Source organism: Lentibacillus jeotgali (assembly GCF_000224785.1).
Lineage (GTDB): Bacteria > Bacillota > Bacilli > Bacillales > Amphibacillaceae > Lentibacillus > Lentibacillus jeotgali.
The window spans coordinates 189,292-213,737 of sequence record NZ_AGAV01000015.1 but is presented as its reverse complement, the minus strand read 5'-3'; the positions used below and the strand labels follow the sequence as shown (position 1 = coordinate 213,737).

Annotated in this window: 27 protein-coding genes and 1 pseudogene; 8 read left to right on the top strand and 20 right to left on the bottom strand. The window is 43.9% G+C overall.

Annotation, left to right across the window (positions count from 1 at the left end):
• Positions 1-109 precede the first annotated feature (109 nt).
• A complete protein-coding gene (locus ON01_RS12530; protein WP_010531398.1) occupies positions 110-1,378 on the bottom strand; it encodes a CynX/NimT family MFS transporter in 1,269 nt (422 codons plus the stop codon).
• 258 nt (positions 1,379-1,636) lie between these two features.
• Between ON01_RS12530 and ON01_RS12525 the strand changes: the two genes are divergently transcribed.
• The 4 genes from ON01_RS12525 to yidC all read left to right on the top strand — a co-directional run bounded on the left by ON01_RS12525 (position 1,637) and on the right by yidC (position 5,450).
• Positions 1,637-2,677, top strand: coding sequence for an ATP-grasp domain-containing protein (locus ON01_RS12525; protein WP_010531397.1), 1,041 nt, complete (start codon positions 1,637-1,639; stop codon positions 2,675-2,677).
• Between the two features lie 18 nt (positions 2,678-2,695).
• The gene (murJ, locus tag ON01_RS12520) at positions 2,696-4,216 is read left to right on the top strand and encodes a murein biosynthesis integral membrane protein MurJ (RefSeq protein WP_010531396.1); all 1,521 of its coding nucleotides are present in this window, start codon (positions 2,696-2,698) and stop codon (positions 4,214-4,216) included.
• 104 nt (positions 4,217-4,320) lie between these two features.
• The gene (locus tag ON01_RS12515; RefSeq protein WP_010531395.1) at positions 4,321-4,698 is read left to right on the top strand and encodes a hypothetical protein; all 378 of its coding nucleotides are present in this window, start codon (positions 4,321-4,323) and stop codon (positions 4,696-4,698) included.
• Positions 4,644-5,450 carry a membrane protein insertase YidC gene (gene yidC / locus ON01_RS12510; RefSeq protein WP_010531394.1) on the top strand — a complete coding sequence of 269 codons (807 nt, stop codon included), beginning with the start codon at positions 4,644-4,646 and terminating at the stop codon, positions 5,448-5,450. The genes ON01_RS12515 and yidC overlap by 55 nt, the downstream gene beginning before the upstream one ends.
• A gap of 47 nt (positions 5,451-5,497) precedes the next feature.
• Here yidC and ON01_RS12505 read toward each other — a convergent pair whose 3' ends face one another.
• From ON01_RS12505 to ON01_RS12490, 4 genes are all read right to left on the bottom strand, one after another.
• Positions 5,498-7,114 (bottom strand): FMN-binding glutamate synthase family protein, encoded by a 1,617-nt coding sequence (locus tag ON01_RS12505; RefSeq protein ID WP_010531393.1) that lies wholly within the window; start codon positions 7,112-7,114, stop codon positions 5,498-5,500.
• A 116-nt stretch (positions 7,115-7,230) separates the two neighbouring features.
• Positions 7,231-7,536, bottom strand: a complete 306-nt coding sequence (locus ON01_RS12500) for a coiled-coil domain-containing protein (protein ID WP_010531392.1) — start codon at positions 7,534-7,536, stop codon at positions 7,231-7,233.
• A gap of 151 nt (positions 7,537-7,687) precedes the next feature.
• On the bottom strand, positions 7,688-7,849 hold the full coding sequence (locus ON01_RS12495) for a GNAT family N-acetyltransferase (RefSeq protein WP_010531391.1): 162 nt from the start codon (positions 7,847-7,849) through the stop codon (positions 7,688-7,690).
• 11 nt (positions 7,850-7,860) lie between these two features.
• Positions 7,861-8,421 (bottom strand): protease complex subunit PrcB family protein, encoded by a 561-nt coding sequence (locus ON01_RS12490; RefSeq protein WP_010531390.1) that lies wholly within the window; start codon positions 8,419-8,421, stop codon positions 7,861-7,863.
• Positions 8,422-8,870: 449 nt separating this feature from the next.
• On the opposite strand from ON01_RS12490, the gene ON01_RS12485 reads away from it, so the two are divergent.
• Positions 8,871-10,283, top strand: a complete 1,413-nt coding sequence (locus ON01_RS12485; protein ID WP_010531389.1) for a M20/M25/M40 family metallo-hydrolase — start codon at positions 8,871-8,873, stop codon at positions 10,281-10,283.
• A 63-nt stretch (positions 10,284-10,346) separates the two neighbouring features.
• Here ON01_RS12485 and ON01_RS12480 read toward each other — a convergent pair whose 3' ends face one another.
• Together ON01_RS12480 and ON01_RS12475 are read right to left on the bottom strand one after the other, a co-directional pair.
• Positions 10,347-11,021 carry a phosphatase PAP2 family protein gene (locus ON01_RS12480; protein WP_010531388.1) on the bottom strand — a complete coding sequence of 225 codons (675 nt, stop codon included), beginning with the start codon at positions 11,019-11,021 and terminating at the stop codon, positions 10,347-10,349.
• A 349-nt stretch (positions 11,022-11,370) separates the two neighbouring features.
• Positions 11,371-11,799, bottom strand: coding sequence for a MarR family winged helix-turn-helix transcriptional regulator (locus ON01_RS12475; protein ID WP_010531387.1), 429 nt, complete (start codon positions 11,797-11,799; stop codon positions 11,371-11,373).
• 140 nt (positions 11,800-11,939) lie between these two features.
• On the opposite strand from ON01_RS12475, the gene ON01_RS12470 reads away from it, so the two are divergent.
• Positions 11,940-12,440 (top strand): CarD family transcriptional regulator, encoded by a 501-nt coding sequence (locus ON01_RS12470; RefSeq protein WP_010531386.1) that lies wholly within the window; start codon positions 11,940-11,942, stop codon positions 12,438-12,440.
• A gap of 67 nt (positions 12,441-12,507) precedes the next feature.
• Here ON01_RS12470 and ON01_RS12465 read toward each other — a convergent pair.
• The 5 genes and pseudogenes from ON01_RS12465 to ON01_RS20275 all read right to left on the bottom strand — a co-directional run bounded on the left by ON01_RS12465 (position 12,508) and on the right by ON01_RS20275 (position 15,374).
• A pseudogene (locus ON01_RS12465) lies at positions 12,508-13,064 on the bottom strand (sugar O-acetyltransferase).
• Between the two features lie 88 nt (positions 13,065-13,152).
• Positions 13,153-13,509 (bottom strand): hypothetical protein, encoded by a 357-nt coding sequence (locus ON01_RS12460; protein WP_010531383.1) that lies wholly within the window; start codon positions 13,507-13,509, stop codon positions 13,153-13,155.
• Between the two features lie 153 nt (positions 13,510-13,662).
• Positions 13,663-14,478 (bottom strand): type II pantothenate kinase, encoded by an 816-nt coding sequence (gene coaW / locus ON01_RS12455; protein WP_010531382.1) that lies wholly within the window; start codon positions 14,476-14,478, stop codon positions 13,663-13,665.
• A 336-nt stretch (positions 14,479-14,814) separates the two neighbouring features.
• On the bottom strand, positions 14,815-15,015 hold the full coding sequence (locus tag ON01_RS12450) for a hypothetical protein (protein WP_029329114.1): 201 nt from the start codon (positions 15,013-15,015) through the stop codon (positions 14,815-14,817).
• 278 nt (positions 15,016-15,293) lie between these two features.
• Positions 15,294-15,374, bottom strand: a complete 81-nt coding sequence (locus ON01_RS20275; RefSeq protein WP_483466324.1) for a putative holin-like toxin — start codon at positions 15,372-15,374, stop codon at positions 15,294-15,296.
• 488 nt (positions 15,375-15,862) lie between these two features.
• On the opposite strand from ON01_RS20275, the gene ON01_RS12445 reads away from it, so the two are divergent.
• The gene (locus ON01_RS12445; RefSeq protein WP_010531381.1) at positions 15,863-17,275 is read left to right on the top strand and encodes an alanine/glycine:cation symporter family protein; all 1,413 of its coding nucleotides are present in this window, start codon (positions 15,863-15,865) and stop codon (positions 17,273-17,275) included.
• 214 nt (positions 17,276-17,489) lie between these two features.
• A complete protein-coding gene (locus ON01_RS12440; protein ID WP_029329113.1) occupies positions 17,490-18,530 on the top strand; it encodes a C45 family autoproteolytic acyltransferase/hydrolase in 1,041 nt (346 codons plus the stop codon).
• Between the two features lie 264 nt (positions 18,531-18,794).
• Here ON01_RS12440 and ON01_RS12435 read toward each other — a convergent pair whose 3' ends face one another.
• The 8 genes from ON01_RS12435 to ON01_RS12405 form a co-directional block, all read right to left on the bottom strand.
• Entirely contained in the window at positions 18,795-19,721 is a 927-nt protein-coding gene (locus ON01_RS12435; RefSeq protein ID WP_010531379.1) for a nucleoside hydrolase, read from the bottom strand.
• A gap of 170 nt (positions 19,722-19,891) precedes the next feature.
• Positions 19,892-20,539 carry an SDR family oxidoreductase gene (locus tag ON01_RS12430; RefSeq protein WP_010531378.1) on the bottom strand — a complete coding sequence of 216 codons (648 nt, stop codon included), beginning with the start codon at positions 20,537-20,539 and terminating at the stop codon, positions 19,892-19,894.
• Between the two features lie 185 nt (positions 20,540-20,724).
• Positions 20,725-20,928: a CDGSH iron-sulfur domain-containing protein gene (locus ON01_RS12425; protein WP_029329112.1), complete on the bottom strand. Its 204-nt coding sequence runs from the start codon at positions 20,926-20,928 to the stop codon at positions 20,725-20,727.
• Between the two features lie 163 nt (positions 20,929-21,091).
• Complete coding sequence (locus ON01_RS12420) at positions 21,092-21,835, bottom strand: hypothetical protein (protein ID WP_010531376.1); 744 nt, start codon at positions 21,833-21,835, stop codon at positions 21,092-21,094.
• A 75-nt stretch (positions 21,836-21,910) separates the two neighbouring features.
• Positions 21,911-22,441 (bottom strand): D-glycero-alpha-D-manno-heptose-1,7-bisphosphate 7-phosphatase, encoded by a 531-nt coding sequence (locus ON01_RS12415; protein WP_010531375.1) that lies wholly within the window; start codon positions 22,439-22,441, stop codon positions 21,911-21,913.
• A 60-nt stretch (positions 22,442-22,501) separates the two neighbouring features.
• Entirely contained in the window at positions 22,502-22,636 is a 135-nt protein-coding gene (locus ON01_RS20090; RefSeq protein WP_010531374.1) for a hypothetical protein, read from the bottom strand.
• 66 nt (positions 22,637-22,702) lie between these two features.
• Positions 22,703-23,302 carry a response regulator transcription factor gene (locus ON01_RS12410; protein ID WP_010531373.1) on the bottom strand — a complete coding sequence of 200 codons (600 nt, stop codon included), beginning with the start codon at positions 23,300-23,302 and terminating at the stop codon, positions 22,703-22,705.
• Positions 23,299-24,432, bottom strand: a complete 1,134-nt coding sequence (locus ON01_RS12405; protein ID WP_010531372.1) for a sensor histidine kinase — start codon at positions 24,430-24,432, stop codon at positions 23,299-23,301. Before ON01_RS12405 ends, ON01_RS12410 begins: the two co-directional genes overlap by 4 nt.
• Positions 24,433-24,446 lie beyond the last annotated feature (14 nt).

The window sequence follows — 24,446 nt, the reverse complement described above, 5'->3', positions numbered from 1 at the left end:
GCGCGACTTCAACAATTTCTCGCGCGAACTGAGCCGTTCTTGCGCGGCAAACTCAATATCAAGCGAATTTTTCCCTTTCTCGCATGAAACCCCTCTCCACAGCATCCTTTTACAAATCCTTTGAGCTCATATCAACCTCTGGATCTTCCTCCTCACGCTCGGACATATCTCTGAATTCATCCTCTACCGTCCGGTTCCTACCGGCGCCATAACCGACGATAGCCATAAGCACCGATATGACAAGCAACATTGTCAGCGGCATCTGCCAACCTGAGGTGATATCATTTAAATACCCGATTATAATTGGCCCCAATGCAGCCAGAAAGTAGCCAAGCGCTTGAGCCATCCCTGATAACTCCGCTGCCTGCTGTGCGTCACTTGTACGCATCCCCAAAAAGGAGAGTGCCAATGGGAACAATCCACCCGTTGAAATACCGAGCAACGTCACGCTTGCGATCATTATAAGGTTGGATTGGCCGAACAGCAGCCCGGCGGAGCCTGCTGCTGCCAGCAGACAAATACCGACTGTCAAACCGCTTTGTGATCTAAACTTACCGGCCAACACCGGAAGTAAACTGGCGGGCAGTCCGATAAATTGGGCATAAGACAGCATCCAGCCCGCTGTTCCGCTGCTTGCGCCATAGTCCTGTAAAATAGCCGGAAGCCACGCAATAATGACGTAATATAGTAAGGCCTGTAAGCCAAGAAATATAGCAACTTCCCATGCAAGACGCGACTTCCACATTCTCACGTCACTGGCCGCCACATAATGAACACTCACTTCATTAGCGGCCCTGCGACGTTTGACAAAATAAACCCAGATGATAACCCCGGCAAGCGCAGGGATTCCCCAGACGGCTAGCGACCATTCCCAGCCAAAACCTGCCTTATCTGCAAGCGGTATACTGACACCGGACGCCAGAGCAGCGACAAGTCCCATAGCGACAGAATAAACACTTGTCATGAGCGGGACCCGCCTCGGAAATCTCTCCTTAATGATACCAGGCAGAAGAACATTGGACACCGCGATCCCCAGTCCAATCAGCAAGGTGCCGCCGTAAAGAAAAACCGCCATTGGTACCGAACGCGCCAATATCCCAATAAGTAGCACCACCATCCCGGCAATAAGTACAATCTCGTTCGAGAATTTGTTTCCCAATTTAGGTGCAACTGGCGACATTACAGCAAACGCAATGAGCGGCAGACTCGTCAGTATTCCGACACTCCAGCTGGCGAGCCCCAGGTCGTCCCCGATAACGTTTGCCAATGGGCCGACAGATGTGATCGCTGCGCGCAAATTAAAGGCAATCACGATAATTCCGGTGACGAGCAAAATTTGATTATAGCGTTTTAAGTCCTCAAACTGATAAATCCCCATTAAAAAATGATGCCCCTTCCTCTTAGCAGATTCCACATGCATCATGTCGTACGAGCAAAATTCTTTTGTACCCTTACTATTCCATAAGATCGACCAGTTCAAACAAAATTTAGCATACTCTCTTCATAATACCATCAAATGAGAGCTCAATTCACATCAGAAAAAGAGAAATATCGTAATTTTGTTTTTTTACTTTTTGTTATTACCCATTTATAATAATACTAGATTTGCAGCTTTAACAGCTAAGGGAGATGACACATGCAAAAAGTTAATGTTTTAATTACGGGAATCGGCGGCCCGACTGCCCAAGGTGTTGCCCAAGGGCTCAAAGACATAGATGAAGTGCGTATTGTAGGCTCAGATAGGCGAGAGATAACGCCCGGAAATCAATTTTGTGATACGACATATAAAATCCCGCGTTATACGCAGAAAGAACTGTACAAAGAAGCGATCATGGATATCGTCCGAAACGAAAATATCCATGCCGTTTTTCCTTCGCTCCATGAGGAAATTGAATTATTCTGCGAGCTCAAAGATACGATTAATGCGGCTGTCGCATTGCCTCAGAGTCATTTGTTTTCCATTCTAATGGACAAAGAGTCAACCTACCACTATCTTCGGGAAATAGGCTTGCACCGATATATCCCGGAATATTATGGGTTTAATCATGCTTCTGAATTACGTCAGATTATTGAACATGCCTTTTCGAAGAATGTTCAAGTCGTCGTGAAGCAGGTCAACGGACATGGCGCTATGGGATTTGCCATACTTACTGACCATCATAACTATTTGGAAGCTGTTAAAAAAGGTAAAGCAAAAGTCTACCGTATTGATGACTATTGTGAAGTCCTCTCCGGTGAAAGACACATTGCTATGGAGCTTTTAGATGACCCGGAGTACAGTGTTGATATGTTCCTTCATAATGGAAACGTCGTCACAGCCATACCCAGAGAGCGTACTGGTGTGTCAAATGGCATTGTGCTGGACGGAAGAGTCGTATTCAATCAGGAGCTGATCGATGCAGCTGGAGACATAGCAACATCTTTAATATCAGATGGCTTTATCAATCTGCAATTTATGACAGGTCAGAACGGATACAAACTGACAGATATCAATCCACGTTTTTGCGGCAGCCAGGTGATGAGTCTGGGAGCAGGCGTTAACTTCCCTCATTTATTTCTGCAATATAATGTATTGGGAGAATTCCCTGAAGTTCACCCGCGCTGGAATACACGAATGCTCCGGTACAGGGAACAATTATTCATTTATGAGGAAGAAGCTTCACACGAATTTAACTAAAGCACATTGGGGTTCATTATGAAAAAAGCAGTTCTGGTACTCATGCTGATAACAATCATCTCTAAAATGTCAGGCTTTTTAAGAGATGTCACTCTATCTTACTTTTACGGGGCGTCCATGATCAGTGACGCTTATCTTATTTCGATTACGATCCCGACAGTCATATTCGGCATAATTGCGGCAGGCATTTCGACTGGCTACATACCAATGTACAGCAGAATTGAAGAGCAATTTGGCGAGAAACGCGGCCAACTGTTCACCAATAATCTTATCACTGTTCTGTTTGTACTGTGCACATTGACCATCGCCGGCGCCCTGGTTTTTACTGAACCCATTGTTAACGTTTTTGCAAGCGGTTTTTCGGGGGGAAATTTAAATATTGCCGTGCTGCTTACGAGGATAACGATCATTGGCATATACTTTACATTAGTTATACGAATATTGAGCGCCTATTTGAATTACAAAAAACTTTTCAACGTACCGGCATTGATTGGCTTACCGATGAATGCCGTTTTAATCCTCTCGATTATTTTCAGCTACCAGCTTGACCTGGTCATCATCATGGGGATTGGCTATGTGACAGCGTTATTCGTTCAGCTGCTGCTGTTACTGTATTTTTCTTTTAAAAAAGGTTACCGATACAAACCAGCATTTGATCTGAAAGATACTGACCTTAAAAACATGCTCGTTCTGGCGGTTCCAGTCATTCTTGGGTCATCTGTTACCCAGATTAATAAACTTGTTGACAGGACACTGGCTTCCCGAATTGATGTAGGCGGTATATCAGCGCTAAATTACGCCCATACCGTCAATATTGCTGTATTGGGCATATTTGTGGCGTCCATTTCGACTGTGATGTACCCATTAATATCTAAAATGGCTGCCAAAGGCAATATGGACGGACTAAAACAGAACGTCTCCCAGTCCATTGTAGGTGTCAGCTTGCTGATCCTCCCCGCCACGGCCGGTTCCTTATTTCTGGCCGAACCGATCATTTCGTTTCTTTACGGGAGAGGCGCCTTCGAGGAGGACGCTGTAGCCATGACATCAGATGCCTATTTTTATTATTCGATTGGCCTGATTGGATTTGGTTTAAGGACGTTACTTTCAAGAACATTTTATTCGCTGCAGGACACGAAAACCCCGATGATTAATGCAGCTATTGCAATGGTCCTGAACATCATCCTGAATTTCCTTTTGGCCAGATGGATAGGCATCGGCGGACTAGCTTTGGCGACGAGCCTGTCGATGATTTTCTGTACACTTCTGTTATTTATTAATTTAAGACGGAAAATCGGCTCATTCGAAAACCGATACATTTTTCTATCTGTGATTAAAATAGCCGGCGCCTCTGCTTTTACAGGATGGATCGCGTATATGGCTTACCACCAACTGATAGCCGTGACTGGCCTTACCCTTGCATTGCTGCTATCCGGGGTAATGGCTGCAGTGCTGTACGCCGTGCTCGTTTATTTTATGCGGATCAATGCTGCCGACGATATTATTAAGGGAATCAAACAAAGGCTTTCCCGGCGGTGATATACAGAAAGCGGTGTAAAACGTTTCAGGCTTATTATTCTCAACGATTTGTAGTATCATATAATTATAGGTAAATAAAAGCACAGCAAAGGAGGTGAATACAGATGATCATCGAACTGTTATATGAACTGCTTGCCGAGACATCGCCTTTTTACTTTTACTTCAGCGTTTTCCTGTCTGTCATCGGCAGCATTAAAATCACACAACTCGGTTTGAATAAGTTTGTCGGGCATGCCTATGTGCATACGAAAAATTCCCATTCAGTCAAAATCCAGTCGGCCCCCATCCAAGAATCTATCGGTGAGGTGACAGATGTAATGGTCTGGATTGTCCAAAAGGCAAAGCGGATAGACGCACCGGACGATGATAATGACGACCATGCCTGCTCTTTTTTCAGCACAATGATGAAAAAACGAGGAGGCATTAGATGGAACAAACATCTGTATTCACACTCACGAAGAAATTTAGCCTTGCCGGACTGACTCTCATCATTTTTCTGTCAGGGTGCGGATTGGGAAACGAGCCGATCAGTGCTGATACAGAAGGCTTTTTCAATCACTACTTTGTTTACAACTTTTCTCTGTTAATCAAAGGTCTGGCATCCTTTTTCAACGGAAGCTACGGACTGTCGATCATCATGATCACGCTCATTATCCGGCTTGCCGTCATGCCCTTTATGCTGAAACAGACGAGAAGCAGTCTTGAAATGCAGGATAAGATGAAAGAACTGAAACCAGAAATGGACAAGGTCCAGAAAAAATACAAGGATCACAAAGACCGGGAATCACAGATGAACATGCAGCAGGAAATGATGCAGCTATATCAAAGACACAATTTCAACCCGCTCGCCTCATTTGCCGGATGCTTGCCGATGCTGATCCAAATGCCGATACTAATAGCCTTTTACTGGGCAATACGCGGTACTCAGGAAATAGCGGCACATCAATTTTTATGGTTTGATCTTGGAGAGACCGACATTTTGCTAACTATCCTGGCTGTCATCATCTACTTTGTTCAGTTCAAAGTCACGCAAATTGGTCTTGAACCGCAACAGAAAAAACAGATGGCGCTTATCGGGATCTTCTCGCCGGTCATGATCGGCATCATTTCCCTAAACGCCCCGGCAGCCTTACCACTGTATTGGGCTGTCGGGGGATTGTTCATAATTGGACAAACGTTGATTTCAAAAAAAATTTATTTAGCCCATAAAAAAGGGACGGCCGAAACGTCCTAAGATTTCAGGAGATTGCTAAGACAGCAATCTCCTTCTTTTTGATTAATTCACGCATTCATCGATCCTTCACCGCCCGGCTGAATCATCGACTGATATATGTCATCAAGCGACCACGTTTTGCCTTTCTCATCCTTATATACCACATGTTCGCGCTTGAAATGTAGTGGCGATTCCAGCCCGGCCGCCGCTGCAACGCGGTATAATCCTTTACGCATGGAGATCAGATAGTTAGCGGTCCGATGTTTCTTTTCATCGACGACAAGTGCCCTCTGCAGATCCGGATCGGTTGTAGCAACCCCAACCGGGCACACGTTGGAGTGGCATTTCAACGTCTGGATGCACCCGACTGTAATCATGAATGCCCGGGCGATGTTGACGAGATCGGCACCCATTGCCAGAGCAATTGCCACCCGGTCAGGTGAATACAATTTGCCGGAAGCAATGATTTTGACCTGATCCCTGACTCCATATTTTTTCAGCGCATTGTCCACCAGGGGCAAGGCAGACCTGATCGGAAGCCCGACACTGTCCGTCAGCTCCTGATACGAAGCGCCCGTACCGCCTTCACTGCCGTCAATTGTGATGAAATCAGGGCCCTTTTCGATATCACGTATCCCTTTTGCCAGTTCCTCAGCTTCAAAATGGCTTCCCACTACAATTTTCATGCCAACAGGTTTTCCGGAATGCTCTCGTACACGCTCAATAAAATCAAACAGCGAAGGCAAATCTGTGAATTCCGGAAAACGGTTCGGACTATCAATGGACGTGAACGGCTCAACCATGCGAATTCGGGCAATCTCCTCATTAACCTTTTCAGCATCGACGTGCCCGCCGCGCGTTTTCGCACCCTGTGCCAATTTCACTTCAAACGCCTTCAGCTCTGGAATCTGACTTTTTTCCTTCAGCTCATCCCAGTTGAAGTTGCCTTCCTTATCCCTGAGACCGAACATGCCAGGGCCGATTTGCATGATAATATCGCCACCGCCTTTTAGATGATAATCCGAGAGACCGCCTTCTCCCGTATTCATCCAAGTTCCCTCGGCCATCCCGAGACCTTCCGATAAAGCCGTAATCGCCCGCTCGCCAAGCGAACCATAGCTCATCGCCGACATGCCGATCTGTCCGCGAAGCTTAAATGGCTTGCGGGAGGTATTCTCGCCGATCACAATGGTATCTTCCTCATCTAGTAGATAAGCCGGTGAATTCTCTTCCTCTAAATGCTCTTCCCGCTGTGTGAACAGCGGATCCTTGGTCAGCAAATAACGGTCGGTCGTTACTTTAGCTTCCCCGTCCATCTTCAATTCCTCAGTCAATTTCGGAAACATGCTATTCCGGATATAATAGCCTGCTTTTTCAAAATCGCGCTGCGAGCCGAATCCTTCAACATCGCGCTTATATTTCGCCTTCTTTACGATATGCCCATACTCTTCCCGCGAAATTGGCTTGCTTTCCCGATCGTTATTAAAGAAATACTGACGCAGTTCCGGACCGATCTTTTCAAAAAAATAGCGCGCCCGTCCCACAATCGGATAGTTGCGGAGCACCGGATGCTGCCGCTGGGTACGGTCGATGAAATATATGTATATGCCAATTGCCAGCAATATTAGAATGACAATCGAAACAACAATAAAGCCAATCACTGTCATAATATCTGCTATGTTCATTTGATGGTCCCCACCTTTTATAAAACTCTATATTCAGTAGGGTGTACCATTCAATGAAAAATATCCATGAAGGAGGGTAAGCATTGTTAAAAAAGTAAAGGCAGCAATGATTTATCTCACTGCTGCCTGCTTAAGCTTTTCATTTCTGATTCAACTTTGAATACGCGATTGTTCAATGCATCCGTCTTATCATCAAAATGGTCAATGATTTTTTCAGTATAGTCACCTAAACTGGCTACCAGATTTTTTTGAAGTCTTTCCTGACCGTCTTCAATTCTTTTCTGCCCTTGTTTCAAATCGGTTATATCTGTTCGTATATCAGTCATATCTGTACGTATATCCGTTATATCTGTGCGTACTCCGTCTAAACCCGTGCGTAATCCCTTCAATTCACTTAAAATCTGGTTTAACGTTTCTTCCATCGGGCCATCCCCCTTGTTTAGGTCATTATACCATTGGCGGACAAAAAAGACCATAATAACTCTCATTTAAAAACCCTTTGGCTGGCCAAGCACTAACTATCCCAAGCCTCCGCCAGTCTTGATTCCGGATAGCCGTTCTTTGGATCGGCATCTAAACCAGCTTGTACATATAATACTCATTGGCAGGCTGTCCATCGATTATCAATGAATGAACTTTTTCGCCTTCAATCTGGAACCCCATTTTCTGGTAAAGCTTGACCGCTTTCATATTGTCTTTAATGACAGTAAGCTCCAGCCTTGTTGCGATTCCCATAATATGCATCCTCACTCGTTCGTCAGCTTTTCAGGCTTGACGTGTTCGGTCTGCTCCCCATCATTGCTTCCTTTTAGCTTATTCTGCTTGCCTTTTTCTGAAAACTGATAGTCATAATCATGCGTCCCTTCCAATTCAGCTATCGCCATTGGATATGTGAGCGCTTGTGTGTTAATGCTTCCCTTTCCCGGTTCAATCGTATGGTATGTGACGTTAACCGTTCCCTTGCCCGCCTTGGACTCAGGCGAAACAATTTTCTCAAGCTGCATATCATCAATTTTTACTGCATAGCCGCCGGTTGATTTCTGCCCGAGCATGATGATTACATACGTTTTACCGTCTGCATGGAAAACTTTTTTCGATCCCTCTTTCCTGTTTTTGTCAATCCATTCTTGTACTTTCTCCGGCACTTCACCTGAATCAATCCTCTTAAATGAAAGCTCAGATGTCTCCTTGGTAATTGGTCCTTCTTCACTCATTGTGTCGTCCTCCGTTGTTCCTGACCCGCAGCCAGTTAATAATAGGGCTGACAAAATGATTAGCAAGAAATTGCTCACAACATTCCGCTCCATTATCAGATACCCCTCTCAGCTATAGTACTTATTCCAGCTGAATCCTGTGAATCTTTTCCTCTCATTCTTACTGCTTTTAAACATATACCGGATCCCTTTCCCGGCAAGCGGCTTATCCTCATTATTAATACTAAGAATAATATCCTCCTTCCTTTATTTCAATGGTTTACACATACTATTTTACATATTCCGGTTTTAAAGTTGTTTTTCAGCTTGTCAAAAAGTCTTAGTCCAACAGTTACAGGGACCTGTCAAGATAATCCTGCAATCGTCCTGATGGCCTATTGCCTCTATTAATCTTCCTAGTAAAATAAATAGTAACACCAAATGAAAGCGCATACAATATAATAATCTATTAGGAGTGATCATTTATGTAGACCTTCCTTGATAGGAATTCTTCAAATCTTTTATGTCTCAAATCCAAATTTGCACAAAAGGAGAGATTGCTATTGAAGAAACAAATAACATGGATGGCGGCCCTTGCCCTGTTGGCTTCCATCGTGCAGCCGGGAATTGCATCTGCCCTCCCGAACAAGGCAGGAAACGGGTCAGCATTCGATAAGAAAATTACTGAACGATTTGACTCTGACAGATCCATGGAACATATCTCTTATCTTAGCGAAAACATTGGTCCTCGTGTGGCAGGAACTAAAGAAGAGCTGGATGCAGCTGAGTATATCCGTCAAAAATTACAGCATTATGGCTATGAAACAAAAACAGAGGAATTTGGCATTGCTGACCGACTTGAGGGCGAGCTAACCACTTCTTATAATGATGAAGAGCTTGCCATTCGTGTGGCAACGGGCTCGGCAAGTACACAGGGTGAAAATGTTATCGGAGCCATTGTTGATTCTGGCATCGGGCTGCCCGGTAACTTTCCTGAAGCGGTCGAGGGAAATATTGCTCTGATTGAACGCGGTGACATGTCTTTCTGGGAAAAAACTAAAAATGCCATGAATGCCGGTGCTGCAGGTATAATCATCTATGATAATACGGAAGGTCTGGTTCCTATTACGCCAAGTCTGGGAGACAATGAGGCTTCCATCCCGGTAGTGGCCATCACAATGGAAGATGGACAAAAACTTAAGGAGGAAATGGCAAGTGAAGAAGTCCGCGCGACTCTGAATATCACTGAAATCAGTGACCAGCAATCTCAAAATGTTATTGCTGTCAAAGAGCCTAAAGGCAAACCGACCAATGACAATGATATCGTCTACGTCACAGCACATTATGACAGTGTACCATATTCACCCGGGGCAAGTGACAATGCTTCAGGGACAAGCGTCGCACTTGAACTGGCAAGAATTTTACAGCCCTTCCCGACAGATAAAGAAATCCGCTTTGTCTTCTTTGGTGCAGAAGAAATTGGTCTTGTTGGATCCCAGCAATATGTCAGCGGACTTTCCACACAGGATGTGGAAAACAGCCTGGCAGCATTCAATATGGACATGGTCGGAACCGGATGGGATCAGGCTACAGCATTATACGTGAATGTAATGGACGGCGCGCCAAATGCAGTATGGCAGGCAGTTGAGGCAGCCGGTGAACGACTTGGCAACGATAGTCTCAAGCTGTATGAAAGAGGGGCTTCAGACCATGTATCCTTCTATGAGGCCGGAATCGATGCGGCTAATTTCATCCTGAGGGACCCGGAAACCGCATCACTGGAGCCTTGGTACCATACTCCTCTCGATACGATAGACAAAATCAGCCAGGAACGAATTCAAACAAATGGCGAGCTGATTGGCGCTGCGGTTTATGATACAGTTAGGCAGGATGTTCCGTGGAGCAAATCGAAAAATAAACCAGACTCCAACACCAACGATTATCTGCTGAATGAAGACCCTGCGCCAATTCAATAGCCATTGAACACCAATTTTATGGGGCTATCAGGCGGATCCTGGCAGCCATCATTTTTGCTTCAGTCAGCGATTTTGTTCTTGTTTAACGGGAGCCCGCTGATTGAAGTGCTCTTTTTGCGGGACATAAGTATATAGAAAAATGCTGAGTAACAGCCATGCTCCTCCGGCCAGAAATCCCCCGACGACATCTAATGGATAGTGAACACCTAAATAGACGCGGCTAAGACCAATTAGTCCTATCAAAACAACGGCGCTTGCCCAAACCCAGCGAGAAAGTTTTCTGCTGTCCTTTAATTTCAGATGCAGCAAATATGCAAGAAAGCCAAAGAAGGCGATCGAATTCATTGAATGGCCACTCGGAAAGCTATCCGAACTGACTTGGACAAGGTGCTCTAATTCTGGACGGGGTCTTTCGAAAATGGATTTCAGCAGCCAATTAAGCTGCCGGACCCCAATAAGATTAAAGATAAGCAATAGCGTGGTCCAGTATCTTTTTTGAAACAAAAAAACGCACATGAGAATTCCCATAATTGGAAAGGAAACATATGCTGAACCGACATAGGTAATCACAACAAAAACAAAGTCGCCATATGAGCCAAGAAAATCGTACAAATAGGATTGTACCCACTCGCCGAAGTTCAACATCAATGGTTCTTTAAAATTTAATGCAATCAACACAAACAATACCACTGATATAATCATACAGGATAATAAAACCTGTCTTTGATGAACCGTCATTATGCTACTCCTTTTTTCATTTTGTTGTATTTATTTTCCCTGGAATTTTCATTCTCAATCGCTTTCAGCAGGGACGATTTGGACTTTTCCTCATGACAGGTTTACTCTGGTCCTCATGAAGGCGTTCCTCCAATAGCTATGTCTTTTCTATAACTATCACACGATTTTTTACTAAAACCCTGTAAATTCCGCTGTATAAAGGAATCCAACCTTAATATCACCACAAACAAACAGCCGTATCCATGGACGTTTCTGTCATAAAAAAGCCGACTGATTTTCAAAAAACCAATCGGCTGGTGACGTTTCACTTATTTTTTCAGGAACATGGCAACCAACATTTACCGAACGATTATAAGCCCCAATCAGCTTTCAATATATCTTTAAGAAGCTGCAATTGCTCATAACCGATTTTATCGGCGATTTTTCTCTCCTGTTCCGCTTTCAGTGCTTCATTTTTTTCATAACATTCTTCGCCTAATTCGGTTAACCGGATATGCTTATTCTTTTTATTGTCTTTCACGCTATTGATTTCAACTAAGCCTTTAGCTTCAAGTTTCTTTATAAATTTATGAGTGGCTTGCCTGGAAATATCCACATTCTTTGTAACGTAGGCGATGGCAGGCTGCTTTTCGTATATTCTTGCCATAATGAACCATTCAGAGTTTGACAATTTAATATCACTGTTCTCATTCCATAATTGTTCGGTTATTTTCCGAAGCTGGTGATGGCGCTCGCTCAATGCATCAATTAAATCCAGGTTTTTATATTCTTGACTCAACTCGATCGCTCCTATCAATTTTTCCGACCTAACTATACAAAAACTGAACTATATTGTCAACCTAATTGACATTTTTGCAAGACAGGTATATACTATTATAGTAAACTGAGTTGACGATTCTGTATTTGGGAGGAATCCGAATGTTTAATATTGGGGATACAATAATCTATTCCACACATGGATTGTGCAAGATTGATGATATAAGTGAAAGAGATTACAGTAATTCGAGGAGAACTTATTATGTCATGCATCCGATTGAATCTCCAGAATTAACGATAAACACACCTGTCAACAATGATCAGTCAATAATGCTGGCCATTATGGACAAAGACGAAGCAGAAAGGGTTTTACACTCTTTCAAGGATCAGGGCATTCAATGGATCGATGATGCCAGACAGCGACATAAACATTATAGCAGTCTGATCAACACCGGTAATCGTACAGATATTTGCAAGGTGGCCAATACGTTATTGCGGAGAGAATTAGAGACACACAGAAGGCAAATCAAAATGCAGGACCAAGACCGGAAACTATTAGAGTATATTAAGAGCATTATGTTTAAGGAATTGGCCATATCACTTGATACATCTTATGAAAATATAGCTAAGCTGATTAACAGCCAAATCAAACAAACAGCCTAATCTATCTTGCTCGAAGAATCTTAAAAAAGACCATCAATTTCTATTCGATTGATGGTCTTTTTTTCACTCAGCCAATCTGTTTAATAACTTTCGCAGGGTTTCCGCCTGCAATCACATTATCGGGCACATCCTTTGTCACAACCGCCCCGGAGGTGATTACGGCGTTATTGCCAATCGTAACGCCCGGATTGATGAGAGCCTGTCCGCCGATCCAACATTACTTCCTATAGTCACTGGCTTGCCATATTCTTCTCCAGAAATCCGTGCAATTGAATCAATTGGATGTGTTGCCGTATAAATATGTACGCTTGGCCCAAGCAGGCAGTTATCACCTAACCTGACATGACATACATCCAGAATCACACAATCAAAATTGGCATAGAAATTTTCGCCCGCATGTATGTTGTAGCCATAGTCGCAGCGGAAAGAAGGCTCAATATCGATATTTTCTCCGGTTGAGCCAAAAAGCTGATTCAGCAGCTCAACACGTTTCAAATCGTCTGTTTCCAGGGTCTGGTTGAATAATCTTGTTAACTTGCGCGCCTGCTCACGTTCTGCTTTTAATTGAGGGTCCTGAGCATCATACAGCTCCCCATTTAGCATTTTTTCTTTTTCCGATTTCATGTCAATTTTCTCCTTGGTTGACTTGCTATGTTGTTAACCGGACATTCCCTGCTGCAACACATTTGTGTATCCTTCTTTGAAACTCCCATTATTCCCGTTCCGGGACATTGCTCCTATCAGACTGCTCGTGATAGGTCTCTATAAATCTTTCCCGTCTGAGAAACAATGTGATGATAAGTGCTGCTTCACCCAGAACAAACAAAACAGCCCCGAGCACCAATCCGCCGAAGAATAGTTCCTCGCCACGCCCCGCAGTATAGAGAAACCATCCGAATACCGCGAGTACCCACAGAAATAAATTAATGATACTTGCGACAAATGTCTGCGAGCCAAATAAGCCGGTCATTTCGATCATTTTCCAGCCATACAGATAACTTACGGCCAATGCAATAATAATAAATAGAATAAAAAAGATAATAGCTGGAATGCTGCCTTCTAACGTCATACCACATGTTCACCTGCCTTTTTGCTTTTTAAGATTTTTAAAACGGAAACTTTTAAATCTCTTCCCGTTTTTTGCATAGTATAATTATACCAGATTCACAGCAGGAATAAGGCAGATGGAACAGCAATTCCAATTGATATACTCCCTTCTAAATCAAAGCGACAGCAATGCTCCGACAGCCCCGCTGTATTCACCATGATCTAAGAATACCGGCTTTTTTCCTATCATCCCGGCATACATTTCAATAATTTCCTGCAATAGCGGATTGGAACGGAATGACGAGCCGACATAAACGATCGCCTCAGCGTCATACTGTCCTGCCATCTGACTACTGATGGTCACAATCACCTCACCGATAAAACCGATATTGGCTGCTAAAATATCCGGATTGGAAGGCGGCTCCAGCATCATCGCTTCTGTCTTCCCGAAGTTGCTGGCAGTCAGGTCACCGGAAATAGGCGGTAGAGCCCCTTCAAAGATATCTTTCACTTTCAAATCCACATTCTCCCGGTCACCGTCACGAGCACCCCGGACAATCTGTTCATAATCCTGCATACCCGTGGTTAAAAAAGCTAATCCGAGCAACGTACCACCACCGATACCGGAGCCGCCAACACGCTCTTGCCTGCCATCCTGGACATAGTGCATGGACGTCCCAGTACCGACATTGACAAATAGAAAATCGCCGCCAAGAGATTTATCTTGCTGATCCGCCAGATATGTAATGCCCTGGGTGGTGGCATCAAATTCGATAACTGTTTTAGCCGGATTGTTCATTTTTTCGGCCAGCACTTCACTCTTCCCGCCTGTTACACATATGTCGGGGTTTTTAAAGTGTTCACCAATCCACTTCACGACATCATCAACCGCCCCGGAGCGAAAAGACTGGTAATGAATTCTTCTATTTTCAGTGTATGCCACTTTTATAAGTGTTCCCCCGGCATCAATGCCTATTTTTGTTGGTTGCATGTTCATATCTCCCTTTAAATTGAACTGCTGTACTTATTTTATCAATGAATAACCGTCTGAAATACAAACAGCCCAAGCCCTTGCAAATCAAATACAACATAAAAAACCGTCAATACAAATGTCAGCTAAAAGATCGTATACAAGCGGCCCAACATGATTCACGAAACATCACCCCTGCTGTGCATATTTAAGTTTATGTAATAACGGGATCACGGATGGTATAGTATATCTCCCTAACCATATCGCTCGATAAAAGCAGATACTTAGACTATTTCGACAATATAATTTGAAATTCCTTTATTTCATACGGATGAAAGTGTCTAAAGTTTCTGTTTATTAAATAAAAAACCCCGGATCCATATTGACTTCTTCGGACAAAAATGTCGTATGATGATCATTAATATGTCTGTGAACGTCCGGGAAAAATACATCGATGAATTCTTTGAAGAAGGTTTGAGTCAACTTTATAAACAGCTGATCATGCTTGGTATACTTGGAGCTGTCTGTTCGTTCGTGTACGGTTGTAGCTAATAACATTTCACCATATCCATTGGGGGTTATGAAGTGGAATGACCGGGATGTTGTCGCTGCATTTATTATACCATAAAACCAAACCAAAACAAGTGTTCGATTACTTTATTTAAATCACCCTGTATATTACTGTGTTCATTTCCTGCAAAATCCGTTATACTAAAGATAAGAAAAAACCGCCAGTGCTGAACACTGGCGGCCGTGTACAATAGCCCTTCAAAGGGGCGGCTCACATGCTTCGTGACAAATAATCACCCTACATGCTTGCCAGGCTCATAGGGTGGTTATTTTTTCATGTCAGACAGTATCATCGTGACCAGCGTTCCAAACGAAATCATCAGAACCAGCGTCTCAAATACTGTTATATCGCATCACCCCCTTTCTTAAAAGGGAGTGAGCCACCACCCAGAATAGCCATATTGTACATTCTCCATTTTACCAGACGTAGCGGTTATTTAAATAGACCATATTACATATTTACAGATCACTTGTTTTAACCCCACCCGCTACCTTCATTGAATTTAAATAGTTTTTCCTAAGTCACTAAAATCCTTAACGCAATTTGACAGATTAGTCTGATCTCGGTAAAATAAAAACTATTTATATCCCCAGTCAGGAATCAACAACAACATCTCAAGCGCTAGAATAATAGAGATTAGTTTAGGAGAGTAGCATGTGATGAGAAAACTGATAATTTGACTTATCGAGGAACTACTTTATGAAATCGGTATCAAAGAACCTGGCTATGACGTACTTGCTGGCTGTATGGCCAAAGCAACCGGGCACCGGGGCTCACTTGGTTCAGCTTAACAATCTTTGAACTCAAATAATTCCAATTTAACGGAGGTCTAAAATGGATTCTTTACTACACATTATTGTAGCAGTCTCAGATTGGATCTGGGGGCTTCCAATGATAATCCTGCTACTATTCAGTGGCATATTTTTGACTATACGCCTAGGTTTTTTTCATTTTCGTTATGCCCCTTACATTATTAAACAAACGATAGGAAGCATATTCAAAAAATCAAATGCAAAAGGCAAAGGTACAGTAAGCCCTTATCAATCGCTAACATCAGCCCTGGCATGTACAATTGGCGCCGGCAATATAACCGGTGTCCCCGTCGCTATCATGTTCGGAGGGCCTGGGGCTATTTTTTGGATGTGGATGATCAGCATAATCGCAGGTGCCATCAAGTTTTCCGAGGTTACTTTGGCAGTAAATTACAGAGAAAAAAATACAAAAGGCGAGTATGTTGGTGGGCCAATGTATTACATGACAAAAGGACTGAATATGAAGTGGCTTGGTGTATGGTTTGCTGCCGCCATGATGTTTGAAGTATTGGCAAGTATCATGGTGCAAGGTAATTCATTGGCACTAACTGTTGAAGAAACTTTTAATATAAGTCCGGTTATAACAGGTATTATAACAATGATTATTGTTGGTATCGTGATTATTGGCGGTATTAAACGAATTGTAAGCTTCACTGAGAAATTTGTCCCGTTAATGATATTTCTATATTTAGCCGCAGCCTTTGCTGTTGTGATCATAAATGCAGATATGATTGGGGAAGTCCTTGGTCTAATATTCAGCTACGCTTTTCAGCCAATGGCAGCCGCAGGGGGATTTGGTGGCGCAGCAATCGCACAGACGGTCAGATGGGGCTTTGCCCGAGGTGTATATTCGAATGAGGCAGGTGTCGGTACGGCGCCTATCGTGCATGCAGCGGCAGAAACGGACCATCCGGTAAGACAGGGTCTATGGGCAATAACAGAAGTCGTTATTGACACACTGATTGTGTGCAGTGCAACAGCATTTGTCATCCTGTCAACTGGCGTATGGACAAACGAGGGATTTACTGAAGATCCATCTGGGCTCACTTCCGTTGCCTTTGCTGAAGGCCTCGGCAGTATTGGAAGTTATATCGTATCAATTGCATTACTATTCTTCGTGGTATCAACCGTCATTGTTTTATCTTATTACGGTGAAAAACAGGCTGAATTTTTATTTGGGGCAAAGGCAGTTTGGGTTGTAAAAGTTATATATGTTGTCTCTCTATTCATTGGGGCTGTCGGAGGCGCTAAGGCGATTTGGAGCTTGCTTGATATCAGCCTTGCAGCAATGGCTGTTCCGAATATTATTGCGCTACTGCTGCTTAGCAGGGAAGTCAAGCAGTTAAAAGATGACTATTTTAATTCCTTTGATTTTTACTTAAAAGACATCGGAAAGCATCCCCAGCCAAATGAAAAAGATGCTGGCGGGAATTGATCCTTAACTTCCAATATTAATATATTAACTCCCATTCTCTTATGATGCAGTTATTTTTAACTGCATTTCTGTCTGTAATAGCGCCTTGCCCTATCTGATGCTGCTCTTGTTCACACTGTTTGCTGTGCTTTCGGTGGCTTTTTGAATCATGATAATTTTATTTTCTTAAGGGCTGACGTAAAATGGGGGTAGTATACTAAAAGGGATGAATGCCATGACAAGCATACATGTTGATATCACACAATTCCGAGGCAACCATTATGACTTTGGCTATACGCAAGGGTGTATGCTGCAGGATTCAGCAGTGCTCCGAAATCGCCAGGGCAACTGGCGCATCCGAAAGCCGCGCTTTTCAATTGATGAAGCGGAAGCCAAAGAGGCGTTTTCGCGTTTTGCCCCAGGAATCTGGAATGAGCTGCTGGGTCTCGGTGATGCTCTCAAAATGCCGATGCAGAATGTTCTGCGTGATTTCGGCCACTACCGGATGAACTCAACACCGAGCGGCTGCTCAATTTTAACGGGATCGGATTTTATGGTACGCAATTATGATTATCATCCACTCACTTATGACGGTCGATACGACTTTTTCCAGCCAAGTGATAAAGGTTATGCAATCATTGGTCCGGCATCGCGGATCACCGGACGTATGGATGGTATGAATGAAAAGGGCCTGGTCATGGGTTACAACTTCATGCAGCGCCGGAAGCCCGGTGACGGTTTTGTCTGCCACATGATTGGCCGAATAATTCTTCAAACATGCACTACTGTTGATGATGCCATTCAACTGCTGAAGGAAATTCCCCATCGCGGGTCGTTCAGCTACGTTGTGATGGATCGAAATGAACAAACTTATGTGATTGAGGCATCGCCAAGAGGCGTTGAAGTACGGCAATCCAATATCTGCACGAATCATTTTGAGCTGCTGCAGCATGAGAATCGCCATTATTTGGATGACTCCAAGCGGCGAATGCAAATCATCGATCATAAAGCTAATCAGCCCGCCAGTGCATATGACGCATTTCGCTTGTTCAATGACAAAGATAAGGGTATTTTCTCTGACCTTTATAAGAGCTGGGCCGGCACGATTCATACGTCCGCCTATTTTCCAAAAGAATTGAAGGCGTGGTTTGCTCTGGGCGGCGATCGGGATCCGGTTGAGTTTGACTTTGCCGAATGGTTGGAAGATGAAGATGCCACTGCTGAAACGATTCATGGTAAGCTCGACACCCAGCTCGGCATAGCGAATATGGAATAGCCTTTCGATTATCGTTAAAAGAGTGATTTTTGGGATCTGCTACTGGGCGAAATCATAGTAAGAGCAAGCGACCTGGGCTATCGCATATATTTATGAAGTTGTCGCACGAGTTTAAAGCTTTCCTGCACAAGTTGGCTAGGCTCTCACACAAGTTTAAGGCTTTCCTACACGGGTTGAGGCCTTCCTCGCACAAGTTTAGAGCACCCCTGGACGAGTTGAGCCCTCCCTCGCACGAATTCTGGGCCTTCCCGCTCAACTTAAGGTTCAATACGACCGCAGCGCATCCATAAACAGCTGCCAAAAGCCTTCCTGATCCAGCCAGGTTGCAAATTGGACATTTGGTGCTCTGCCTGTCCTGCCCTTAAAGTCGGCAACAGTCATGCCATATGTGAACTCACCCTTTGTCTCCACATCCACTCTTGCCTTCTTCAACTCAAAAATAGAAGGATCAATTAAATAAGCGATCGGGCAGGGGTCGTGCAATGCAGCACCCGCAAAATTTCCTTTGTACGCACCGGAGTAAAACGTGATCATGTCGGCAACCGCTGCAGCAGCCGGGCTGTCGATTGCCGTCAGTTCCTCCAGCTTATCAGGCGTTGCCAGTGCCTGATGCGTGACATCCAGCCCGAACATCTTAATGGGCGTGCCACTCTCAAACACGATGCGGGCCGCTTCGGCATCTGCATAAATATTAAATTCGGCTGCGGGTGTCCGGTTGCCATATGTACCGCCGCCCATCAGTGCGATTTCATTAATTTTCGGAATGATTAACGGCTCTTTCCGCATAGCTATTGCAATGTTTGTCAGCGGTCCAATTGGTACAAGTGTGATGTCTCCATCAGAGGCCAGCAGCTTCTCAATGAGGACATCAACCGCATGCGCATCGGCCACTTTCTTGATCGGCTCTTTCGGCAACCCTGTTCCATCAAGACCGCTTTCGCCGTGTACGTGGGCTGCTTCCAACGGCTCTCGGATGAGCGATCGGTCAGCTCCCATCGCCACCGGTACAGTATGCAGTCCAGACAGATCGCAAATTCTTAGTGCATTTTTAGTGTTTTTCCCAACGCCGACATTGCCGGCGACAGTCGTAATCGCTTCAATCTGCAAATTGCTTACACCCGATGCCGCCAGTAAAATGGCCATCGCATCATCATGGCCGGGATCGCAATCAATGATGATTTTCTTTTTCATATGCTTCACCTCATATCTCATTATACAACTGTTTCAAATAAAAAGAAAAACGCCAAAAGCACCTTGGCTCCTGGCGTCTTATTTTCACCTATAACAACAGTAACCCCAAAGGACGAAGCGAACGACCCATAAATGTCCGATTCCTTAAAAAACCGCTGAATGACGTTTTACTATAGGTTTTTCAGAGCATCGGCCACTGCTGTATCGCCGGAAATGAGGTCAAAACCGCGTTTGAATGTGTTTTCTTCAGCCAGTGAGGCTATCACCGTTTTTGCGACATCTTCACGTGGAACTGATCCGCGTTCGTTAAGGTTTTCAGCTACATTCACCTTACCTGTTCCCTCTCCGTTCAGCAGTCCGCCTGGCCGAACAATCGTGTAATTCATATTGCTTGTCTCGAGCATTCTGTCAGCATAGTGCTTGGCTGCATAATAATGTCTGATTTTTTCATTCCAATTTTGACGGTTGTTGGCTTGCAGGGCGCTGACGATTACAAAGCGTTCTGCTCCTGCTTCTTCTGCAGCTTCGATCGTTTTAACAGCGCCATCCAAGTCAACGAGCAATGTTTTATCAGGGCCCGTGCCGCCCCCTGAACCTGCCGTGAAAACGACCGCCTCGCAGCCTTTTGCCGCTTTAATGATGGAATTCTTGCTCCCTTCAAGATTTGCAATGACAGCGTCCACGCCACTTTTCTTCAGCTCTTCTGCCTGTTCTTCTTTCCGGACCATTGCCCGTACTGTATGTTGATCGTTATTTTGCAATTGCTTCACGATATGTTTTCCGATTTGTCCATTTGCGCCTACTACTAAGACTTTCATGCATTCCACTCCCTGCATTAAGAATATACTATTATTATTCCAAACTGACGCCATCATCGCAACTATATTGTTTGAATAATGGGAAATCTATCCATGACCAGCCCGTCAGGCAGAGCAGTTTGTAGCCGGTCATTGGTGTTCAACAACAAACCCTCTACACCATACATGGCATAGAGGGAAGCTAATCAGTCCGCACGCGGCTCGCTTTCAAAGCCGACTTTCCGGTGGGAGCCGTCACAGAACGGCTTATTGTTCGAATGACCGCAGCGACAAATGGAAAAAGACTTTTTTGTTTCAAAAACATTCCCCTCAGCATCCACCATCTCTACCTCACCTTTCACCAGATATGGCCCGTCGTCGTTTACTTTAATCTTTGCTTTTTCGCTCATATTCCATTTCCCCTTTCCACAGCTCACTTTAATAGTATATTCAATAATAAATACCGCAACACCTTTTTTCAGAAGCATTTTTCGTCAAAAGGCTAAACCCGCCATTCCATACCAATTAATAAGATGGGGGAAACGTTATAACCGAAAGTGTCAGGCATAAGGTTTACTTTTTATGCAGGTGATGGTGCCCTTTAAAAAATTCACCTTCCTGTTTTTCAAACGGGTACAGTTTCTGTTCTTTTGCCTTTTCGGCATGCTGTGTCATAATTTCATCGAATAGTTTGTCTGCATTCTTATCCTTGCCTCCGATGCCGAGAGCCTTGGCTGTCTGAAAAGTTTTCTGTTCGTGAATGGCTTTTTGCAGTTCCTTGAAATCTTGGCCCTCGGTTTCGATGCCAAATCTCTCCGCTTCGTTCTTAATGGAAGCCTCTATAACGGCTTTCTTCAGGTCCTCAGGTTTCTTCCCTTCTTTATCAACACCCAGTTCATCCGCCTTTTGCTTCAGAATCGCTTCATAAACTTCCTCAGCGAGCATCTGGGGATCCTTGCCTTTTTGTTTGATGCCCATTTCTCCAGCTTTTTCTTTCACTTCAGCATGATGGACCTCCTTGGCGAGTTCCTTAATATCTTTATCTTCTGTCTCAATATCCTTTTCCTTTGCACTTTTTATTATTTTTGCTTCAGCAACCTCTTTGGCTAATTGTTCATTATCTTTACCTTCTGTTTCAATCCCAAGGTCCTTTGCTTCAAGCGTCAGAAAAATTTGGTGATATGTGTCTTTATTTTCCTCTTTCTCGGCCTGCTGTTCATGTAAATCCTCGGCAAATCCTTTGTAAAAAGCAGATACGGACGGCACGCTTGTAAAAAGCATCAGGGCCACGGCCATCAGAGATATCAAGCTTTTCATAACAGATCCATCCTTTCGTTAATGTTTTTTTGCATCGGGTTTTAGTATTACCCGAAACAATAAATCCATGAAAAATCAACGGTGGCCTTTTAGCCATTCCGCAAATGACAAAAGATCCGGGAAGGAACTGTCTGCATCAGCAGCTGATTTTTCCCTGGCACTAATAAGAACCGTTTTCGTGCCTGCCCGTTTACCCGCTTCAATATCCGGTCCCCTATCTCCTGCCATCCAGCTTTCGGCTAAGTCAATCTTATATTTCTTTGCAAGGTCCAGAATCATCTGCGGCTTCGGTTTGCGGCAGGAGCAATTGGCATGCGGTTTGTGCGGGCAGCAGGCAATATCGTTAATCACTGCACCAAATTCTGCCAGATCCGCTTCCATTTTGTTATGTATGGCGCTCAATGCATCTTCCTGCATATAACCGAGCCCAATGCCGCCCTGATTGGTTACGATAAAAACCTTAAATGCCATGTCATTGAATAGCCTAATCGCTTCCCCGGCACCATCTAGGAGGTAAAAATCGCTGGGCTTGTTCACAAATTTCACCCGAGCGCTGAGCACTTCATTAACCACGCCGTCTCGGTCAAGAAACATCCCTGGGTTCATGTTGCCACTCCTTACCAAAAAAGCAGTGTGATTTCATATCACACCGCCTATTCTTAAAAATCAGTCGTCTTTGTTGCTGACATACTCATTCAATTGCTTGCCATGTACACTGCTGTTTTTATATTGGCTTTTACGGCCATTACGGTATTCACCATGGTTTTTATTTTCCTTGAATTGATTGTTCTTATTCGGCATCTTCTGCACCCCTTTCCCATTTTAGGCTTTGAATAAGGGGGAGTAATTATGCAGAATATAAGATGGCTACTTAATCCAGCCTTTTTCCTTAACTTTTGAAATAGCCTCAATACGGTTCGTCACTTCAAGTTTATCGAGGATGACCGAAACGTAATTACGGACTGTCCCATTGGTCAAATAAAGCTGGCTCGCTATTTCCTTTGTACTTTTACCGTCAGCAATCAATTTTATGACCTGTCCCTCTCTTTCAGTCAACGGATTTTCGTCGTCGTATACCATATCAATCAACTCAGGTGCATATATCCGCCTGCCATCCATAATCGTTCGGATTGAGTTTGCCAATTCTTCGCTCGGACTGTCTTTCAACAGATAACCGCTTACCCCGGCTTGTCGTGCGCGTGCAAAATAGCCTGTACGGGCAAACGTTGTTAAAACAATTACTTTGCATGGGTGATCCTTTAATTCTTCCGCTGCATCAAGTCCGCTTTTCAATGGCATTTCAATATCCATGATGCAAATATCGGGCTCATGCCGCTTTACTAGCGAGAGGGCCTCTTCCCCATTCCTGGCTTTACCGGCAACCTCCATATCTTCTTCCAAATCGAGCAATGACCCCAGTGCACCAAGCAGCATACTTTGATCCTCAGCAATGACAATGCTTATCACGATAAGCCCTCCTGTTCAGTTCGATGCGATACGCTTGGAACCCGAATTATAAGTGATGTACCGTTCTCCGAGGCAATAGCCAGGCTGCCATTAACAAATTCCAGCCGCTCCTTCATCCCCTGAAGTCCATTTTCCGTATAATCCTTAATACCCGTCATACCAAGACCATTATCTTGTACACGAATATGCACTTCCTCCAGTGTTTGGGTAATCATAACATGGCAAGAATCAGCTTGACTATGCTTGACGACATTTGTGACAGCTTCCTTTAAACACATACTTAGAACATTTTCCACTAATAATGAGATATTTTTGAGCTGTGTGTTGCCCTTGAGATAAAATTTAATGTTTGCGGCTTTAAGAACTTGCTGAATACGATTTATTTCATCTTTTAACTTGGTGCCCTTCATATCGGACACCATCTCACGGACTTCCTTCAATGCTGTTCGTGCCGTTTGGTGGATATCATCAATTTCACTTTTGGCTTTATCAGGTTTTACGTCGACTAACTTGCCTGATAAATCACTTTTTAGCCCAATTAAGGACAGTTTCTGCCCTAAGGTGTCATGCAAATCACGGGCAATGCGCTGGCGTTCTTCCAGGACTGCCATCTGGGAAAGCCTCCGATTGGCATCTCTCAATTCGTCTTCCAGTCTTTCACGCTTGTTGCGGTGATAGAGAGTTATGGGCAAAAGAATCACACCGACGACACTAAAGATAATAAACGGAAGCTGCGACAGAAAGATTTCGTTTTGGGTAAAAAAGCCTGCTGTAACAGCGGCAACAGTCGTAACAATGTGGACGACATAAAGCGTTATAAACCTTACTTTATGCTGTAAATTGCCAATGTAAAACGCCAAAAACAAGGCGAAGTATACATAACCTAATAATATTGTCATCACAATGCTTATGACCATTTCAATACCGACCGACAAATAAACCGTCCAGCCTTCTGAAAGGAAAGATACCCTGTAGGCGGTAAAAAACAGGAAAATCATAAAAATACCGAAAATAATTTCCCAGGTGCCGGATGTCCGAAATATAAAATAAAATGGGAGAACACAAAATATAATCCACGCATAAATACTAAGCCCCGTATTTTTCGGAATGATATGATACCATTTCTCCATACAATCTCCCTCCT

Bases quoted from the DNA above. Each gene is read 5' to 3' on its own strand.
- ON01_RS12530 (WP_010531398.1), bottom strand. From the start codon at position 1,378: ATGGGGATTTATCAGTTTGAGGACTTAAAACGCTATAATCAAATTTTG.
- ON01_RS12525 (WP_010531397.1), top strand. From the start codon at position 1,637: ATGCAAAAAGTTAATGTTTTAATTACGGGAATCGGCGGCCCGACTGCC.
- murJ (WP_010531396.1), top strand. From the start codon at position 2,696: ATGAAAAAAGCAGTTCTGGTACTCATGCTGATAACAATCATCTCTAAA.
- ON01_RS12515 (WP_010531395.1), top strand. From the start codon at position 4,321: ATGATCATCGAACTGTTATATGAACTGCTTGCCGAGACATCGCCTTTT.
- yidC (WP_010531394.1), top strand. From the start codon at position 4,644: ATGGAACAAACATCTGTATTCACACTCACGAAGAAATTTAGCCTTGCC.
- ON01_RS12505 (WP_010531393.1), bottom strand. From the start codon at position 7,114: ATGAACATAGCAGATATTATGACAGTGATTGGCTTTATTGTTGTTTCG.
- ON01_RS12500 (WP_010531392.1), bottom strand. From the start codon at position 7,536: ATGGAAGAAACGTTAAACCAGATTTTAAGTGAATTGAAGGGATTACGC.
- ON01_RS12495 (WP_010531391.1), bottom strand. From the start codon at position 7,849: ATGGGAATCGCAACAAGGCTGGAGCTTACTGTCATTAAAGACAATATG.
- ON01_RS12490 (WP_010531390.1), bottom strand. From the start codon at position 8,421: ATGGAGCGGAATGTTGTGAGCAATTTCTTGCTAATCATTTTGTCAGCC.
- ON01_RS12480 (WP_010531388.1), bottom strand. From the start codon at position 11,021: ATGACGGTTCATCAAAGACAGGTTTTATTATCCTGTATGATTATATCA.
- ON01_RS12470 (WP_010531386.1), top strand. From the start codon at position 11,940: ATGTTTAATATTGGGGATACAATAATCTATTCCACACATGGATTGTGC.
- ON01_RS12460 (WP_010531383.1), bottom strand. From the start codon at position 13,509: ATGACGTTAGAAGGCAGCATTCCAGCTATTATCTTTTTTATTCTATTT.
- coaW (WP_010531382.1), bottom strand. From the start codon at position 14,478: ATGCAACCAACAAAAATAGGCATTGATGCCGGGGGAACACTTATAAAA.
- ON01_RS12450 (WP_029329114.1), bottom strand. From the start codon at position 15,015: ATGTTATTAGCTACAACCGTACACGAACGAACAGACAGCTCCAAGTAT.
- ON01_RS12445 (WP_010531381.1), top strand. From the start codon at position 15,863: ATGGATTCTTTACTACACATTATTGTAGCAGTCTCAGATTGGATCTGG.
- ON01_RS12440 (WP_029329113.1), top strand. From the start codon at position 17,490: ATGACAAGCATACATGTTGATATCACACAATTCCGAGGCAACCATTAT.
- ON01_RS12435 (WP_010531379.1), bottom strand. From the start codon at position 19,721: ATGAAAAAGAAAATCATCATTGATTGCGATCCCGGCCATGATGATGCG.
- ON01_RS12430 (WP_010531378.1), bottom strand. From the start codon at position 20,539: ATGAAAGTCTTAGTAGTAGGCGCAAATGGACAAATCGGAAAACATATC.
- ON01_RS12425 (WP_029329112.1), bottom strand. From the start codon at position 20,928: ATGAGCGAAAAAGCAAAGATTAAAGTAAACGACGACGGGCCATATCTG.
- ON01_RS12420 (WP_010531376.1), bottom strand. From the start codon at position 21,835: ATGAAAAGCTTGATATCTCTGATGGCCGTGGCCCTGATGCTTTTTACA.
- ON01_RS12415 (WP_010531375.1), bottom strand. From the start codon at position 22,441: ATGAACCCAGGGATGTTTCTTGACCGAGACGGCGTGGTTAATGAAGTG.
- ON01_RS20090 (WP_010531374.1), bottom strand. From the start codon at position 22,636: ATGCCGAATAAGAACAATCAATTCAAGGAAAATAAAAACCATGGTGAA.
- ON01_RS12405 (WP_010531372.1), bottom strand. From the start codon at position 24,432: ATGGAGAAATGGTATCATATCATTCCGAAAAATACGGGGCTTAGTATT.